The organism is Anaerocolumna sp. AGMB13020 (assembly GCF_033100115.1).
GTDB lineage: Bacteria > Bacillota > Clostridia > Lachnospirales > Lachnospiraceae > Anaerocolumna.
The window spans coordinates 2,838,993-2,854,734 of sequence record NZ_CP136910.1 but is presented as its reverse complement, the minus strand read 5'-3'; the positions used below and the strand labels follow the sequence as shown (position 1 = coordinate 2,854,734).

General features: G+C 41.8%; 12 protein-coding genes and 2 tRNA genes. 9 read left to right on the top strand and 5 right to left on the bottom strand.

Annotation, left to right across the window (positions count from 1 at the left end):
- Positions 1-386 precede the first annotated feature (386 nt).
- From R2R35_RS11530 to R2R35_RS11520, 3 genes are all read right to left on the bottom strand, one after another.
- On the bottom strand, positions 387-1,217 hold the full coding sequence (locus R2R35_RS11530; RefSeq protein WP_317734677.1) for a TrmH family RNA methyltransferase: 831 nt from the start codon (positions 1,215-1,217) through the stop codon (positions 387-389).
- Positions 1,218-1,362: 145 nt separating this feature from the next.
- Entirely contained in the window at positions 1,363-2,442 is a 1,080-nt protein-coding gene (locus R2R35_RS11525; RefSeq protein ID WP_317734676.1) for a WYL domain-containing protein, read from the bottom strand.
- Entirely contained in the window at positions 2,432-3,661 is a 1,230-nt protein-coding gene (locus tag R2R35_RS11520) for a WYL domain-containing protein (protein WP_317734674.1), read from the bottom strand. Before R2R35_RS11520 ends, R2R35_RS11525 begins: the two co-directional genes overlap by 11 nt.
- A 111-nt stretch (positions 3,662-3,772) precedes the next feature.
- Between R2R35_RS11520 and R2R35_RS11515 the strand changes: the two genes are divergently transcribed.
- The 4 genes from R2R35_RS11515 to R2R35_RS11500 all read left to right on the top strand — a co-directional run bounded on the left by R2R35_RS11515 (position 3,773) and on the right by R2R35_RS11500 (position 6,814).
- Positions 3,773-5,005: an RtcB family protein gene (locus R2R35_RS11515; protein WP_317734673.1), complete on the top strand. Its 1,233-nt coding sequence runs from the start codon at positions 3,773-3,775 to the stop codon at positions 5,003-5,005.
- 204 nt (positions 5,006-5,209) lie between these two features.
- Positions 5,210-5,273: transfer RNA gene (locus R2R35_RS11510), tRNA-OTHER, on the top strand.
- Positions 5,274-5,336: transfer RNA gene (locus R2R35_RS11505), tRNA-OTHER, on the top strand.
- 368 nt (positions 5,337-5,704) lie between these two features.
- Complete coding sequence (locus R2R35_RS11500) at positions 5,705-6,814, top strand: slipin family protein (RefSeq protein ID WP_317734672.1); 1,110 nt, start codon at positions 5,705-5,707, stop codon at positions 6,812-6,814.
- Between the two features lie 244 nt (positions 6,815-7,058).
- Here the strand turns inward: R2R35_RS11500 and R2R35_RS11495 are convergent, their stop codons facing one another.
- On the bottom strand, positions 7,059-7,532 hold the full coding sequence (locus tag R2R35_RS11495) for a metal-dependent transcriptional regulator (protein ID WP_317734671.1): 474 nt from the start codon (positions 7,530-7,532) through the stop codon (positions 7,059-7,061).
- 434 nt (positions 7,533-7,966) lie between these two features.
- Here R2R35_RS11495 and R2R35_RS11490 point away from each other — a divergent pair, with 434 nt between their 5' ends.
- The 4 genes from R2R35_RS11490 (at position 7,967) to R2R35_RS11475 (ending at position 12,680) form a co-directional block, all read left to right on the top strand.
- Positions 7,967-8,995 carry a FecCD family ABC transporter permease gene (locus R2R35_RS11490; RefSeq protein ID WP_317734669.1) on the top strand — a complete coding sequence of 343 codons (1,029 nt, stop codon included), beginning with the start codon at positions 7,967-7,969 and terminating at the stop codon, positions 8,993-8,995.
- Positions 8,992-10,008 carry a FecCD family ABC transporter permease gene (locus R2R35_RS11485; protein ID WP_317734667.1) on the top strand — a complete coding sequence of 339 codons (1,017 nt, stop codon included), beginning with the start codon at positions 8,992-8,994 and terminating at the stop codon, positions 10,006-10,008. Before R2R35_RS11490 ends, R2R35_RS11485 begins: the two co-directional genes overlap by 4 nt.
- Positions 10,009-10,137: 129 nt before the next feature.
- The gene (locus R2R35_RS11480; RefSeq protein WP_317734666.1) at positions 10,138-10,959 is read left to right on the top strand and encodes an ABC transporter ATP-binding protein; all 822 of its coding nucleotides are present in this window, start codon (positions 10,138-10,140) and stop codon (positions 10,957-10,959) included.
- Positions 10,956-12,680 (top strand): ABC transporter ATP-binding protein, encoded by a 1,725-nt coding sequence (locus R2R35_RS11475; RefSeq protein ID WP_317734665.1) that lies wholly within the window; start codon positions 10,956-10,958, stop codon positions 12,678-12,680. Before R2R35_RS11480 ends, R2R35_RS11475 begins: the two co-directional genes overlap by 4 nt.
- A 305-nt stretch (positions 12,681-12,985) precedes the next feature.
- Here the strand turns inward: R2R35_RS11475 and R2R35_RS11470 are convergent, their stop codons facing one another.
- A complete protein-coding gene (locus R2R35_RS11470; RefSeq protein WP_317734664.1) occupies positions 12,986-13,180 on the bottom strand; it encodes a hypothetical protein in 195 nt (64 codons plus the stop codon).
- A 720-nt stretch (positions 13,181-13,900) separates the two neighbouring features.
- Here R2R35_RS11470 and dnaK point away from each other — a divergent pair.
- A complete protein-coding gene (gene dnaK / locus R2R35_RS11465) occupies positions 13,901-15,643 on the top strand; it encodes a molecular chaperone DnaK (RefSeq protein WP_317734663.1) in 1,743 nt (580 codons plus the stop codon).
- Positions 15,644-15,742 lie beyond the last annotated feature (99 nt).

The window sequence follows — 15,742 nt, the reverse complement described above, 5'->3', positions numbered from 1 at the left end:
CTGTTACAGGAATGAAAGAAATCGCCGGGAGCTTTTACCTATACTTTATTTTGATTATCAGAAGAGCTTTTTCTAAAGGCTTCCCTTAACCCACCTGGTGACGTAATCTGCCACCTCTGAGACAGTTTTGCCTGTATTATCAAAAGTATCCGCTTTTGTACCAGAAACGGTTCCATTGTCCATAAACCTGCGGTTATAAGTGAGGGAACTCTGCTTCCATTACCAAAAAGCCAGTATCACGCTGCAATAGCTCCGTGATTTCCCATTTCGGGCATATTTCCAGTATAAAGTTACTCCCTTTTACTACAATGTTTATAAAGCAATACCGTATGCTGCTAAATGACAAATGACAAATAAAGGGTAATATAATATGGTTCGGTTACAACTTAGGAAAGTGTCAGTGCTCTTTGTCTGGAGGCCTCGTAAAACATCACCGTCGCAGCGCAGCCAACATTAAAGGAAGTAGCATAAGAAGACTCTGCCATGGGGATGGTGGTCAGAATATCACAACTGTCCTTAAAAGCCCTGCTTAATCCATCTGTTTCATTTCCAAGCATAAAAAGCACTGGCCCGGATAAATTCAAATCGTAAATTGGGTATTCTTTATGTGCAGTGGTGCCGATGGTCTGGAGGGTCGGATACTGTTTCTTCAGTTTAGCCATAAAATCCAGAACCTTCTGAGTCTCAGGAACCCTTATTACCTGCATATTAAAGAAGGAGCCCATTGTTGATACTATTACATCCGGATCGTATAGATCAACGGCATGTCCGGTCAGGATAAGGCATTCAACCCCTAAAGCATCGCAGGAACGAATAATGGTTCCGAGATTTCCTTTGTTGGAGGGTCTGTCAAACAAGGCTATCATTGGATTTTTTGACAGTGTTATGGTATTAAGGTCATCCTCCCTCATTCCGGCTACAGCCATAATTTCAGAAGTATCTTCTTTTCCGCTTAAATCCTTTAAAAGAATTTCCGGCAGTTCATAATTGATTTCCGTAAAAGTGCTGTGAATTACCCCCTTCGCCCAATCAGACAGATTTCTTTCATTGGAATAAAGAAAGGATTTGATATTCCATCCCTTTGCGATGGCCTGGTTTATATTACGAACTCCTTCAATAAGAAATTCCTGGTATTTATAACGTTTATTACGGTTGCTTCTAAGAACCTCGAATTTCTGGTAGGCAGTATTTTTTGTATAAATTTTTTCAATTTTCATGGTTGGTATACCTCTTTTATAAACGTATTTGTGATATGAATAACCTGTATTCCTATAGTACAATATACCATATATTCCATGAGCGTGTATATTGTAATAAATATGCATTTATATTTTTAATAGTTAGACCCGACTTCACACGACTTTACGGTTCTTCCCAGGTGTTCAAGCGATATTGGTTTCGAACCCGTTCCTTGATCTGCGTTAGAAAGCTTGTCGGACCAAGGACTTTTACCACCGGACCAAAGCTTAATACCCGAACCAGCAATTCAGTCTCATCCTGGCCGTCATAATAGATCCGACATACATAACAATCATGCGCTTCATCATATTCTGTCTGCTTTTCCCAGGAAGCAAACTGCAGCATACAACGCTCCAGACCGTTACGCTCCTTTGATATTTCCAAAACAATGGGTTCCTTGCATTTGGTCTCTCTGAAAAATTGATAGAAAGGAAAAGGACTTTTAATATTAGCAGATGTTTCCGTTAAAGCACCAGCGCAGGCTACAGGAAAAGTCTTAGTTGAGTTTATCTCCGTGTTCTCAGAATAGGTGTCGGCAGAAGGTTCTACGGTAAGGATTCGAGTAAGATTTAACGTTATTTTTTTAAAATGTCCGCCTTTTTGACAGGTTACACCTAAGAGCCTGAACTTATCATCCCTGGAGGAGTAGTTTAATTTATAGGGTATAACGAATCGCCTGGTCCGGTTCTGTTTACCGCTTTCATATAGAATAGATAAGGGGGTCTGACTTTCACATGCCTTTAAAATTAACCGAAAGTTGTCAATATACCGCTTTTCCTCGTAAGAGTCTCCATCAGCGGCAGAATCATAAAAGTGAAAATCGGACGGTAGGAACAGGGGAGGAATTTCATTTAATACCTCTTTAAGGGCGGCGGCTTCTTCTGGATCAATAAATAGTTGTATTCGCTTATCTGTAAGGAGAGCCTTTAACCAGGCTCTTTCCAGATCAGTCATAGGGCGCGTCAGATTATTGGAAAGAAGTCTGGAATAATATTTGCCGTCAGTTCTGTGTTCCATGAGATTCCACTCGCCGGAGAAGAGTTTTGGCAGCAGATGAAAGGCGCTGTCATAAAAGCCATCGGCCTGAACCATTGACTCAATTTCAGCCTGGGTAAGACCTCCCTCAGCCTGCTCTAATATCCTTTTTACTACTGTAAAGTAACAGCCGTAAACTTCTGAGAATAAATGGTTGTTAATCTTCATACATTTCCTTCATCCTTTTGATATCTTTGTAAAAACGGTTTATCACTGTCTGATTGGTGCCTTCCAGCTGGATAATTCTGCCCGTAAAGGTCTTAATCCAGGGAGACATATCATTGGAATCAAAGACTTCCTTGGTATACAGATAGGTATTTTTCTCAAGGCGTAGCACTTCTCCGCCCTGTCCTTCCCGGATTAAACGATCCAGGATAAAGCCGTCTGTCTTTTCATTTACATAGAGCTTCATACAAACGATTTCTTTTCGATTCTGCCCGCCGAAGCTCACACCAAACACACGGTCAAGGTTATTTTCAAGGTCTGTCTGGTGTTGTCCGGCTGTTTCGCAAAAGTCTTTTAGGGATACTTCTTTTATATGATCCAACCTGTAATTGAAGAAACGCTTCTCCTTTGTCTTATATAAACAAAGGTAACGCCTTCCGGTGGCAGCACTGACAAAGACCTTTACGGGAATTCCATTGAAGGTGGAAACTCTGGTACCTGATTCATTTACATTAACAAACTCTATAGCACAACTGTTTCTGATGGCAGAAAGAAGGTCAAGTAAGATACCGTCCTCCAGGGTATGGGCGGCATAATAATGTTTAAAGGTAAAACGGTCATTCTCCAGCCTCTGATTATCCATAATAAAACTGCCGATTTCACCGAAAGCCACACTTCCCTGAAAGAACTTCACTGCCTCCCCTAAGCCAGGAGCACTTTGAAGCAACTGGTTAAAGGTATTATCGGACAGGCTGTAAAGAAGAGCCTTTTTCTGCTTTTCGGCTTTTATGATACCAAGGTCTGCATACTCCTTGCATTTATTACGGACAGTCTGGGGGTCAAAGACCTGTCCGCTTCTGCTACAGATAAGATCGGTGAGGTTTTCAATGGAAAGCCTGGAATCCTTGCCCAGTATGTCCAGCAGATAGAAGTGGAGCATGATATCGTTGCCGGTAAAGGTCTTTGATTTCCAGGCAGCATAAAGGGGGTTAAGGGGAAGCCGTGCGCAGTCCATGGAGATGAACAGGTTCTTGCCGGTCTTTGTATACTCCCACTTCATATATTCGCCCATGTAGCTCTCAATCCGACGTTTTTCATTATCATAAGTGCGGGCAGACTTTCTCGTAAAATCACTTCGTGATTTAAAGCCATAAATATAAAAGTCCCGCATATAATCTCTTATTTTATCAAAATTACGTATGAGTTCGTGATATTCTCCCATCGTATTCTTCACTTTCGCAAACTTTTTTAAATGATTCCCTTGGAAACATATGCTAATATCATAGCATAGCAAGCAAACAGAAACAATGAAAAGAATGAAAGGAGTGATTGTATGTTTGTAATTGCAAATAAAGAAACTGACCACCCCATTAAAATATGGCTTGATGGAGAAAAGAGCATAGAAGAAACCTGTTTAAAGCAGGCCTACAATCTGTCCCGACTGCCTTTTCTTCACCAGTGGGTGGCATTAATGCCAGATACCCATGCAGGAATGGGAATGCCCATTGGTGGTGTCATTGCAGCAAAAGATGTAATTGTACCCAATGCAGTGGGGGTAGATATCGGCTGCGGAATGGCCTTTGTAGGAACCAATATTCTTGTGGAGGAAATAAAAGATATCAAGACTGGCAGCGGATCACTGATACAGGCGATCATCAGTGATATATTAAGGAATGTCCCTGTCGGCTTCAATCACCATAAACATCCTCAGCCCTGCAATACCCTGGAAAGAGCCTTTGAAGAACTTGAGAAATATGAGGCGAACGCAGAACTACTGGGACAGTTAGAGGCCGGATACTTCCAGGTGGGAACCCTTGGAGGGGGTAATCATTTTATTGAATTACAGGAAGATGAAGAGGGGTATCTTGGTATCATGATTCATTCTGGAAGCCGCAATTTCGGCAAACAGGTATGTGATGCCTTTCATCAAACCGCCAGAGAATTAAACAGTAAATGGAAGAGCAGCGTACCGGATGAATACCGGCTGGCATTTCTCCCGGTAGATACAAAAGAAGGGAAGCAGTATATCAACTGGATGAACCTGGCGCTTAATTTTGCTGAAGAGAACAGACTGCGTATGATGTTAGCGGTAAAAGCAATCTTAGATAAATGGATGGGTAAATACACAAACCTTACTTTAGAATACAATATGGAAATCAATTGTCATCACAATTATGCGTCATTGGAACAGCACTACGGCAAAGAAGTGTGGGTGCACCGCAAGGGTGCCACCAGAGCAAGAGAAGGTGAGCTGGCAGTAATTCCCGGCGCCATGGGTTCCTACAGCTATGTAGTGGAGGGGCTTGGAAATGAGATGAGCTTTCATTCCTCTTCCCACGGCGCAGGGAGAAGATACTCCAGAAAAGGTGCAATGGAGAATTTTACTGCCGAAGAGGTTATGGTGGACCTGCAAAAGCAGGGAGTAGTATTAGGAAAGCATAACAAAAAGGATGTTGCAGAGGAAAGCCGTTTCGCTTATAAGGATATCGATGAGGTTATGGAGAATCAGAAAGACCTGGTTAAGCCCGTAAAACGACTGAAGACGGTCGGTGTTGTTAAGGGATAAAGGTGTCTGAACTCAGATTCGATACTGTGGTAACTAATATGAAATAAGAAGTATTTAACTAATGTTATTTTGGCCCAGGCCATAATATAGATTGTCAGCTTTAGCGAAGGCTTTATAAGCCTCGCGGCGCAGCGGTCATGCCGTACTGTGTTCCAGGCAGACAGGATTCAGACAATGGCGGTGGTTCGATTCCACCCTTCGCAAGAAGTAGCTCAGCGGTAGAGCATTGTCCAAACGGTAGTGTCGGAGGTTCGATTCCTCCACTCCGGGAGAGTTAGCTCAAAGGTAGAGCATACCATCAAATTCATGGGTTCGAATCCCATACCTTTTAGAGGTTAGCCAAGTGGTTAAGGCACAGACTTAGGGAGTCTGCTTTTAAGGCAAGGTCAACGACCTGTGGTTCAACTCCACTCTTACACCTGTTAAGTGTAACCAAACCCGAAGGCGTGTAAATACCCGGTGCTGCAGATCATCGCAGCGCAGCAGAGCTTAGGCCTGCAGCAGGTGGATACCGTAATCGTTAAGCTTATCCCATGTTCATGGATGCTGTGAAAGCCGGATAAGACCCAAAATTACTTAAACCATGCTCCCCTTAAAGTAATGTGGGTATTTACGCAAATTCAGGCTACGAAACAAAGAATAATGTATACATAAACGATGTAGTTATTTGCCGCTCCGGTGGCAGAAGGTGAGGGCTTTATGAAGATAATCATCAAAGAAAATGAAAGAGGATTCCTGTTCAGAAACGGTACCTTTCGCCGTATGCTGAGCCCCGGTATACATAGGGTATATCCGGTAGCAGGTGAAACCTGCTTTCAGACAAATGTCTACAGGCAGGTAAACATAAAAGAGGTCGACATTCAGGTATTATTAAGAGATAAGACCTTTGCCGACAGCGTAACAAAGATCGAAGTTCCGGATCTAAACATAGCACTCCATTATGAGGACGGTAGATTAATCGAAGCTTTAAGGGCAGGTACCTTTTATTTCTGGAACGTGTTCCACCAGCATACCTTCCAGTTAATCGATACCAGTTCGCCGGAGGTAGCTTTGCCCAGGGTAATGATGTCTATTGTTCCGACAAACTTATACAGCCAGTATATTGTTTCAGAGGGAGAAACCGGCTTGCTCTTTTACGATGGTAAATTCAAGGAGCAGCTTTCACCTGGTGTCTATTATTTCTGGAACTCCTCCATAAGGGTATCCTGCCAGAACGTGGATATGCGTTCTCAACAGATGGATGTCAACAGTCAGGAGATACTAACGGCAGATAAGGTATCCCTGCGGCTGAACTTTGTGTGCACTTACAGGATTACAGATGCGGTAAAAATAAATAACTCCCTGAAGGATTATAAAACACAGATTTATGTAACTACACAGCTGGTGCTTAGAGAATATGTGGGGTGTTTGAAATTCGATGATCTGTTGGAACAAAAGGACAGCATTGCCGGTATTGTACTTGAGAAGCTTAAGGAGAAGCAGGAGAGCCTTTATATAGAGTTTCGCGATGCAGGACTTAAGGATATCATCCTGCCCGGTGAGATAAGGGATATCATGAATACGGTTCTTATTGCTGAAAAGAATGCCCAGGCAAGCGTTATCTTAAGAAGGGAGGAAGTAGCCTCTACCAGAAGTTTGCTAAATACCGCTAAACTGATGGAGGAGAACACGACCCTTTATAAGCTGAAAGAGCTGGAATACCTAGAGAAGATCTGTGATAAAGTAGGAAATATTTCTGTAGGTAACGGCAATCTTCTGGGGCAGTTAGGTGAATTACTGTATAGCAATTCCGCTTCAGCCAAGTCTTAAGTACAAAGGTCTACCGTACTCATCTTTCAAAGGGGCCTCCAAACTTCACTGTTCTCTAAATTGAAGGAACCATTGACGAGGATGAGATTTGGTATAGTAAAGCTAAGATTATTTCAAAATATTGTAATAAAAATGTTGACAGTTAGATAAAGAGAATACTGCCGGAAAATAATTATTCTATTTGATTTTGCTATCTGATTAAAAGGGTTGTATTGTAATCTGACACAAAGGCTAAGTCGTTACTTTAGTGTTCATGCTGCTTAGCCTGATAATGTCTGTAATCATTTAACAACTCAGGTCTGCTCTGAAAGAAGTCAAGCAAATCCTGAATTCCGCAAAGTATTTCTTTGTTCAGGGTATGCTCAATCTTTTCTGTCTCGCCCAATAAGCCGTCTTTGATATCCAGAAATCTTAAGAACTCCTCCACCAGATTATGACGCAGTAAAAGAGCTTTTCCTCTGATCTTACCGGAAGGCTCAAGGGTTATAACGCCGTATTTTTCATACTTTATAAAATTCATATCCGCAAGTTTTTTAACCATACTGGTAACGGAAGGAGGCTGTACATTCAATGCCTGAGCCAGATCTCCTGCCCTGGTATACCCGCTATCCTTTGCCAGACGGTATATCATTTCTAAATAATCTTCCGCTGAAGGAGAAAGATCTTCATGCTCATTTCGAAAGTATTCACGGAAAGTGTAAAATTCTTGGTCTGACATGGTAATGGTATCCTTAGGGCTATTTGTTCATTATATGTCTGGAACTAACAGGTAAGAAGTAAAATGAGTGGATAAATTCTTCTAAAGTATACAAAACAAAAACAGCAGATCAAAGAATATAATCCAAAACGTGATAAGACAACTCCAAAATAGTAATATAATACTACCTCAGATTACTGTAAACAAGAGTGATTATATGGTTTTTCATCCTTTTGAGTTCTGGCAGGAAGCAGACCTTTTGATTGACAGTAAAAATAAATCATGCTAAGATTACCAACGAGTTAGAAACATCTAACATAAACGAATAGTGTGTGTCAGGTACATTATTGTAATAATAATTGGTATGATATTATCCCGGATTACTCCTATTGTAAGCGGTTTCAAAGGGATTTCCGGAGAGTATAAAAGAAATAGAAGAAGAAAGGATTGCAACAATGGAACATTCCCTTACAAAGGAGCAGCGTAAAGGTTCTGCAAATTTTGCGCTTATTATGCTGGTAGGGTTAGGATTACTGGTATTTATGACGGCGTCGTCGATTTCCTTCGGCGCCGCCAATATGCGTTTATCCACCGCATGGGAGGCGGTATTCCGTTTTGACCCTAATATTACAGAACATCAGATAATCCGTACCCTGCGATTCCCAAGAACAGTAGCAGATATCATAGTTGGCTGCAGTCTCGCCATCTGTGGTGCATTAATGCAAGGTACTACCAGAAATCCCTTAGCCGACTCAGGGCTTATGGGTATCAGCAGTGGAGCTACCTTTGCCATGGCCTTATGTATGGCTTTTCTGCCCAGCAGAACTTACGGACAGGTCATGCTATTTGCCTGCCTGGGAGCAGCTGTAGCAACCGGTATGACATATTTTATCGCATCATTTGGTAGGAGGGGTATGACGCCTCAACGGCTGGTCCTTGCAGGCATCTCCATATCCATGCTATTTGGTGCGTTTAGTCAGTACATATCTATCCGATACAAATTAGGACAAGCGCTTGCCTTTTGGACTGCCGGAGGTACGGCAGGCGCCAAATGGAGTGAGTTGGCATTGGTAGCACCTTTTTTTGTTGTAGCTGTACTGGCCTCCCTTGCCTTGTCTTCCTCCGTTACGGTAATGAGCCTGGGAGAAGATGTGGCAATGGGGCTTGGCCTTAAGACACGGTTTGTAAAGGGAGTTTCAACCATAATCGTACTGGTGCTGACAGGACTTTCTGTTATTGTAGTAGGTCCCGTAGGTTTTGTTGGACTGATTACACCGCATATTGTCCGTTATATGGTAGGAGTAGACTACCGTTACATTATACCTGCCTCTGGCTTATACGGAGCTTTGCTGACTGTGTTTGCAGACCTTACCGGAAGGCTTATAAATAAACCTTATGAAACGCCGATCAGTGTTATCTTTGCGGTGGTAGGTGTGCCTTATTTCCTCTTTCTTGCCAGAAAGCAAAGGAGGGAATTTGAATGAGAAAACAACAACGATTTAGTATAAGGCACGGAATCAACGTAATCCTGATTATGCTTGTTCTGATGCTTATTATTGCAGTTATCAGTATTAATTCCGGTAAGATGAATCTGTCTCCTATGGAGGTACTAAAAGTAATACTTGGTAAAGGTACGGACAGAGAGAATCTTATTGTATTTGAATTCCGGCTGCCAAGGATAATTCTTGCTGTACTGGTGGGAATCGGCATGGGAATTTCAGGTTGTATCATGCAGAGCTTATTACGAAATGATATGGCAAGTCCCGGTACGCTAGGTATCAGCTCCGGTTCCGGACTTTTTGTATTGATATTTGTAGTTTTTATTGCCTCAAAAGGAACTTATTCAGCCATAACACTGCCTTTACTGGCCTTCATCGGCGGTTTGACGGCAGCGGCTTTGATATACCTGCTGTCTTACCGTAAAGGGAAGGACATCTCTCCTACAGGTCTGATTCTGACGGGTGTAGCTCTCTCCAGCGGCTATGGTGCTGTGACGACACTTCTTACCCTGAAATTAGATCAGAACCAGATGGAATTTATTCAGCGCTGGAGTGCGGGAAGTCTGTGGGGAGATGATTGGAAGTATCTTGTCATTCTTGGACCCTGGACACTGATCCTTTGCATCTATGTGTTCTATAAATCCAGAATGCTTAATACCCTCCACCTTGGCAACCAGACAGCGACGGGACTTGGCCTTGCGGTTAAAGCAGAATTTCTCGGTTTGTCCATCGCAGCGGTGGCACTTTCCTCAGGGAGTGTCTCTCTGGGCGGTAACTTTTTCTTTGTGGGAATGATAAGCCCCCATATGGCCAGAAAACTGGTAGGACCCAATCATAAGCTTTTACTGCCGGCGTCCTGCCTCTCAGGAGCTATTATCGTACTTTTAGCAGACACCATAACCCGAACCATAAGTCTGGGTACGGATGTTCCAACCGGTATCGTAATCACGGTTCTAAGTACACCGTATTTCCTATATCTGCTGGCCAAAGCAAACTAACAAAAGTGGACAAATCAGCAGTGTCAAAGCCTGCGTTATGAGTGAGATTCCTGCATGATAAATGAACTCTTTTAACAACAGAATAGAAAACGTTCCAATTAATGTTTGGATTTCAGGAAAGAGGATTATATGAACAGTATTTCAACAGAAAAATTAGATATAGCTTATGATGATACCCTTATCGTAAAAGCATTGGATATGAATATTCCACATGGAAAGATAACCTCTATTATAGGGCCTAACGGCTGCGGGAAATCCACAGTATTAAAAGCAGTAGGGCGTATCCTAAAGCCGAAGACCGGTCTGGTATATTTAAGCGGAGATGATATCCGCAAACTATCAACAAAAGAAATCGCTAAAAAGATGGCAATATTGCCCCAGACCCCTACAGCTCCAAGCGGTCTTACCGTAAGTGAGCTGGTGGCTTATGGACGGTTTCCCCATCAGAAGGGTTTCGGTAAGCTAATGCCGGAGGACAAAAAGATCATTCAGTGGGCCCTTAAGGTAACAAAGCTTACGGAGTTTGAACATAGGGAAGTGGATACGCTGTCAGGCGGTCAGCGCCAGAGAGTATGGATTGCAATGGCTCTTGCACAGCAGACGGATCTCATCTTATTAGATGAGCCAACAACTTATCTGGATCTGGCTCACCAGATGGAGGTCTTAAAGCTTTTGTATGATTTAAACCGCAGACAGGGTTGTACCATTGCAATGGTGCTTCACGATCTGAATCTGGCAGCACGTTTTTCCGATTATATCATCGCAATTCGCTCAGGTAAGATTATTAAGCATGGAACACCGGAGGAGGTAATGACACAGGAGGTGTTAAAAGATGCTTTTTCCATTGACGCTGAGATTGTGCATGAACCAAGAACCGGTAGGCCTGTCTGCCTTACCTATGACCTGTTAAACAAAGAAGAAACCGCGGAATTGGAGGTGGCAGGACTATGAAGACCTCTTTTCGAATTTTGAAAGAGGCCAGAAAGTACTGGCTATATTTAATCATTGCATTTATATCACTGGTAATCTCTACGATTGCCGGATTTTATACACCCTGGGCGCTGAGAGAACTAACCAGCCTTGCTACAGACGGAAGCAGTAATTTTGCCGTCGAGGCTCTTCGAATCGGACTCTTCCTTTTAGCAGCCACAGCGCTGCAGGCAGCAGGAAGCTCTGCTTCGGGTTATCTGAACCATTATGCAGCACTTCATTATGTAGCGGACCTGCGGACAAAGCTCTATAGAAAACTGCAGCATATGAGCCTTCGTTATTTTCACAAAAGCCGCACCGGTGATCTGACCGGAAGAGTGGTAAATGACGCTATGGATGCAGAAATCCTGTTAGCCCATGTAATACCGGATTTTGTGGTAAATATACTGACCTTTATCGGTGTTGGTGCACTGCTTTTTACGATTAACTGGCAGCTGGCATTAATGAGTCTTATAACCATCCCTATACTTTTGGGGATTACTATCTGGCAGAGCCATCATGTGACCCCGGTCTGGAAAGAGAATTCCAGGGTGAGGGGAGAGCTTTCCGGAACAGTGCAGGATAACTTATCCGGTATAAAAGAGATCCAGATCTTTAACCAGCAAAAGCATGAGGAAGAAAAGGTATCCGGGCTTTCACTTAAGCATAGCATGGCATATCTTAAGGCTAGCTTCTTCTTTGAGACCACTTATCCTCTTCTGGCTTTTATAACTGCCCTTGGAACGGTTATCGTAGTTGTTTATGGAGGACATCTGCTGGGGAAAGGTGAAATTGCCATTGCTGATATAGTCGGTATTGTAATGTATCTTTCTATGTTTTACGGTCCGGTTAAAAGCTTCTCCGGCCTTGTGGAACGTGCCGGTGAAGCCGGAGCCGGATGCCGCAGAGTGTTTGAGGTCATTGATGAAGTTCCTGATGTCAAGGAAAAGAAAAACCCTGCTGTACTTCCCCGGGTAAAAGGAGATATTCAGTTAAAGGATTTGTCCTTCTCCTACAGTGAGGAAATTCCAGTGCTTCAAAAAACCAATCTGAATATCAGAGCAGGACAGACAGTGGCATTGGTGGGAACCACCGGTGTTGGTAAAAGCACAATTGCAAATCTCATTAACCGTTTCTACGATCCTCAGGCTGGTGCAGTCGTTATTGACGGTGTGGATATAAGGGATGTAACTCTTTCAAGCCTCCGTGATAATATCTCCATGGTATTGCAGGATACCTTCCTGTTCAATGGTACAGTATATGAGAATATTGTTTATGGCTGGAAAGAAGCCACCAGAGAAGACGTACTGGCAGCGGCTAAAGCTGCGAATGCCCATGACTTTATCGAGAAAATGGAGGAGGGTTATGACACTGTAATCGGAGAACGTGGCGTACGCTTATCCGGCGGACAGAAACAGCGTCTCTCCATTGCCAGAGCTATTCTGCGTAATTCACCTATTCTCATATTGGATGAAGCAACTTCTGCACTTGATACCAAGACAGAGCAGGAGATTCAGGCAGCACTGGATGAGATATCAAAGGAACGGACAACACTGGTTATAGCCCACAGACTTTCCACAATCCGTCATGCAGACCTTATTGTTGTGCTGGAGGGTACAGGCATTGCGGAACTTGGCACCCATGATGAGCTTATAGCTTGCGGAGGGATTTACTGCAGACTTCATGAGGCGCAGGCTTCATAGAAGGTTAAGAAATCAATTTTTGAAGTTATTTAATAATTATAGATAATTACATCTAATATAGAAAATAAACAAAGTAACGTTATTACAGATAAAAGGGCAAAGATAAAATAAAAGTTATAAAGGTAAATTAATAAGGAGCATCGCAATATGGCTAAATTTCAGTCATGAGGTGATGCTCCATTTATAGGAATGTTATTTTTATATAAATGGATCGGTTATAGGTTTTCATAGTTATGAATAAAGTAAAGTGCTTCTTCTGTCTTAGATTTTCATATCTGACCAATGTATAAATATCTGTTCTAAGTTTAGTTATTCCTTTCTCTAAGTTCCTCTAAAATAAGAGATGTTGAGCCTCCTATAATAGCAGAAAGATAAAATATAGATATCAGTATTAAAAAACTTGAGTCTGCATTACCTCCGTTACCCCAAATTGATGAGCATATACTTAATAATATAAATCCAAAAATAAAAATACCTAGTCCAGTTAAAAAATGTTTCATATATACCTCCTTTAACTTTTAACAATTATATACTATTTATAACTAATTGTGTAGTATAAATGTAAATGCTTAAAAGATGTGGAACTTCTAAAAATTATCATTATAATGGACTTGTGTCGTTGACTTGCCGCCGATTGCATTTAAAGGAACATTAAGATATTTTTTGTATAGGTAACATAGAATATCCATTTGTTCGTTTTTCTCAAGTATTATCAGCAATTCTTTGTTATTCAGCAGTTTCCTGATAGAACTGAATAAGTAATTCACGTCCTATTTTATTTTCCATTATCCATTACGCAACGATAGCAAAAAATATAATTAATATAATAAAATATGTCTCGACTTAAAAAATAACCACCAAATTTAGTTATATTCCTAGCGGTGTCCATTTTATTTCTTTGTGATATCAATATATATTCAAAAGACTTTCAAATACCTCAGTTCCAATTAATATTTAAATACATTATTGAACTAGAATACTCCAGAACTTGATAAACTGATATAATAATCAATTAGATTTCATCATATACAAAACATTTAATAATTTGTTTAGAATCCTGTAATTGACATGGAAGCCATATAAAGGGTAATATGACAGTCAGATGGCGTAAAAATATAGAAATGAAATCATTAGTAGCTTGAATTATTGAAAATATAATTTTGAGCTTTATATATAAAATATCAACAAAAAGGATGATTCCAAAATCGCGGAGGACATGAATGGGTAAGATAATCGGTATTGATTTAGGTACAACAAATAGCTGTGTAGCTGTTATAGAAGGAGGGAAACCGGTAGTTATCAATAACGGTGAAGGACAGAGAACGACACCTTCAGTGGTAGCTTTTTCAAAGACCGGCGAAAGGCTGGTAGGCGATATGGCAAAACGCCAGGCCGTTACCAACGGAGATAGAACCATCGCTTCCATAAAGCGTCAGATGGGTACGGATTACAAAGTTAATATTGACGGTAAGAAATACACGCCACAGGAGATTTCTGCCATGATTCTTGGAAAACTCAAAAAAGATGCTGAAAGTTATCTGGGAGAGACGGTTACAGAGGCAGTTATTACAGTTCCGGCTTATTTTAATGATGCACAAAGACAAGCCACCAAAGATGCAGGCAGAATTGCGGGGTTAAATGTACTGCGTATTATCAATGAGCCTACGGCCGCGGCATTGGCTTACGGATTGGATAACGAAGGAGCACAGAAAATCATGGTATATGATCTGGGGGGCGGAACCTTTGATGTATCTGTAATTGAAATAGGAGGAGGCGTTATCGAGGTCCTGTCGACCTCAGGTGATAACCGACTAGGAGGAGACGACTTTGATGAAAGGGTAACCGATTATTTGGTACAGGAGTTCAAAAAAACAGAGAAGCTTGATCTGTCAAAGGACAAGGTTGCTTTAGGACGACTGAGGGAAGCGGCAGAAAAAGCGAAGAAAGAGCTGTCAGCGTCCACCAGCACCAATATTAATCTTCCTTTTATTACTACGGATAAATCTGGTCCCAGACATTTGGACATAAATCTGACCCGTGCAAAGTTTGATGAGCTTACCCATGATTTTGTGGAAAGAACTGCAGTACCCGTACAGAATGCTTTAAACGATGCCGGATTGAAACCTGCTGATTTACACAAAGTGCTGTTGGTAGGAGGTTCTACCAGAATTCCTGCCGTACAGAATAAAGTCAGGCAGCTAATGGGAATGGAATCCAGCAAGAACCTGAATCCCGATGAATGCGTGGCCTTAGGCGCCTCCATTCAGGGAGGAAAGCTTGCAGGAGAAGCAGGACTGACGGAAATTCTTTTGTTAGATGTTACACCCTTATCCTTATCCATTGAAACCATGGGAGGCGTGGCCACAAGACTGATTGAGAGGAATTCTACCATCCCCACTAAATACAGCCAGGTATTCACCACAGCCGGTAATTTTCAGACTTCCGTGGATATTAAGGTACTTCAGGGAGAGCGGCAGTTCGCCAAAGATAATAAGCTGATTGGTAATTTTAAGCTCAATGGTATCAAGCGTGCCATGCGTGGGGTTCCTCAGATAGAGGTTACTTTTGATATAGATGCCAATGGTATTTTAAAGGTTTCCGCAAGAGATATGGATACTGGAAAGGAACAGCATATTGTTATTACTGCCAGTACCAACCTCTCTGAAGATGAAATAGAAAGAGCCATACGAGAGGCAGCGCAATATGAGTCCGGTGATGATGAGAGAAGACAGGCCGTGAATATCAGAAATGAAGCAGAAAACCTCATCCTGCAGGCGGAATCTGCTCTTGCCTCCAGAAAGAAGGAACTGGACAAAGGGAAAAAGAAAGAGATTAAAGAAAGTCTTACAGAATTAAAGAAAACTGTTGGAAAGACAAAGCTTGGTACAATAACCAAAGAAGAAGCGGATAGAATTGCGGCGGCAAAAGAACGTTTGGAATATACTGCAGCACAGATTCTGTAAGTACTGAAGTATGTAAAGATAATATCATGAAAGAAGCTTAAATACTTTTGTTCCGGTTACTAATGTTGAAAACATTTAAAGTAGCTGCAAAAGTAGTTT

Bases quoted from the DNA above. Each gene is read 5' to 3' on its own strand.
- R2R35_RS11530 (WP_317734677.1), bottom strand. From the start codon at position 1,217: ATGAAAATTGAAAAAATTTATACAAAAAATACTGCCTACCAGAAATTC.
- R2R35_RS11525 (WP_317734676.1), bottom strand. From the start codon at position 2,442: ATGAAGATTAACAACCATTTATTCTCAGAAGTTTACGGCTGTTACTTT.
- R2R35_RS11520 (WP_317734674.1), bottom strand. From the start codon at position 3,661: ATGGGAGAATATCACGAACTCATACGTAATTTTGATAAAATAAGAGAT.
- R2R35_RS11515 (WP_317734673.1), top strand. From the start codon at position 3,773: ATGTTTGTAATTGCAAATAAAGAAACTGACCACCCCATTAAAATATGG.
- R2R35_RS11500 (WP_317734672.1), top strand. From the start codon at position 5,705: ATGAAGATAATCATCAAAGAAAATGAAAGAGGATTCCTGTTCAGAAAC.
- R2R35_RS11495 (WP_317734671.1), bottom strand. From the start codon at position 7,532: ATGTCAGACCAAGAATTTTACACTTTCCGTGAATACTTTCGAAATGAG.
- R2R35_RS11490 (WP_317734669.1), top strand. From the start codon at position 7,967: ATGGAACATTCCCTTACAAAGGAGCAGCGTAAAGGTTCTGCAAATTTT.
- R2R35_RS11485 (WP_317734667.1), top strand. From the start codon at position 8,992: ATGAGAAAACAACAACGATTTAGTATAAGGCACGGAATCAACGTAATC.
- R2R35_RS11480 (WP_317734666.1), top strand. From the start codon at position 10,138: ATGAACAGTATTTCAACAGAAAAATTAGATATAGCTTATGATGATACC.
- R2R35_RS11475 (WP_317734665.1), top strand. From the start codon at position 10,956: ATGAAGACCTCTTTTCGAATTTTGAAAGAGGCCAGAAAGTACTGGCTA.
- R2R35_RS11470 (WP_317734664.1), bottom strand. From the start codon at position 13,180: ATGAAACATTTTTTAACTGGACTAGGTATTTTTATTTTTGGATTTATA.
- dnaK (WP_317734663.1), top strand. From the start codon at position 13,901: ATGGGTAAGATAATCGGTATTGATTTAGGTACAACAAATAGCTGTGTA.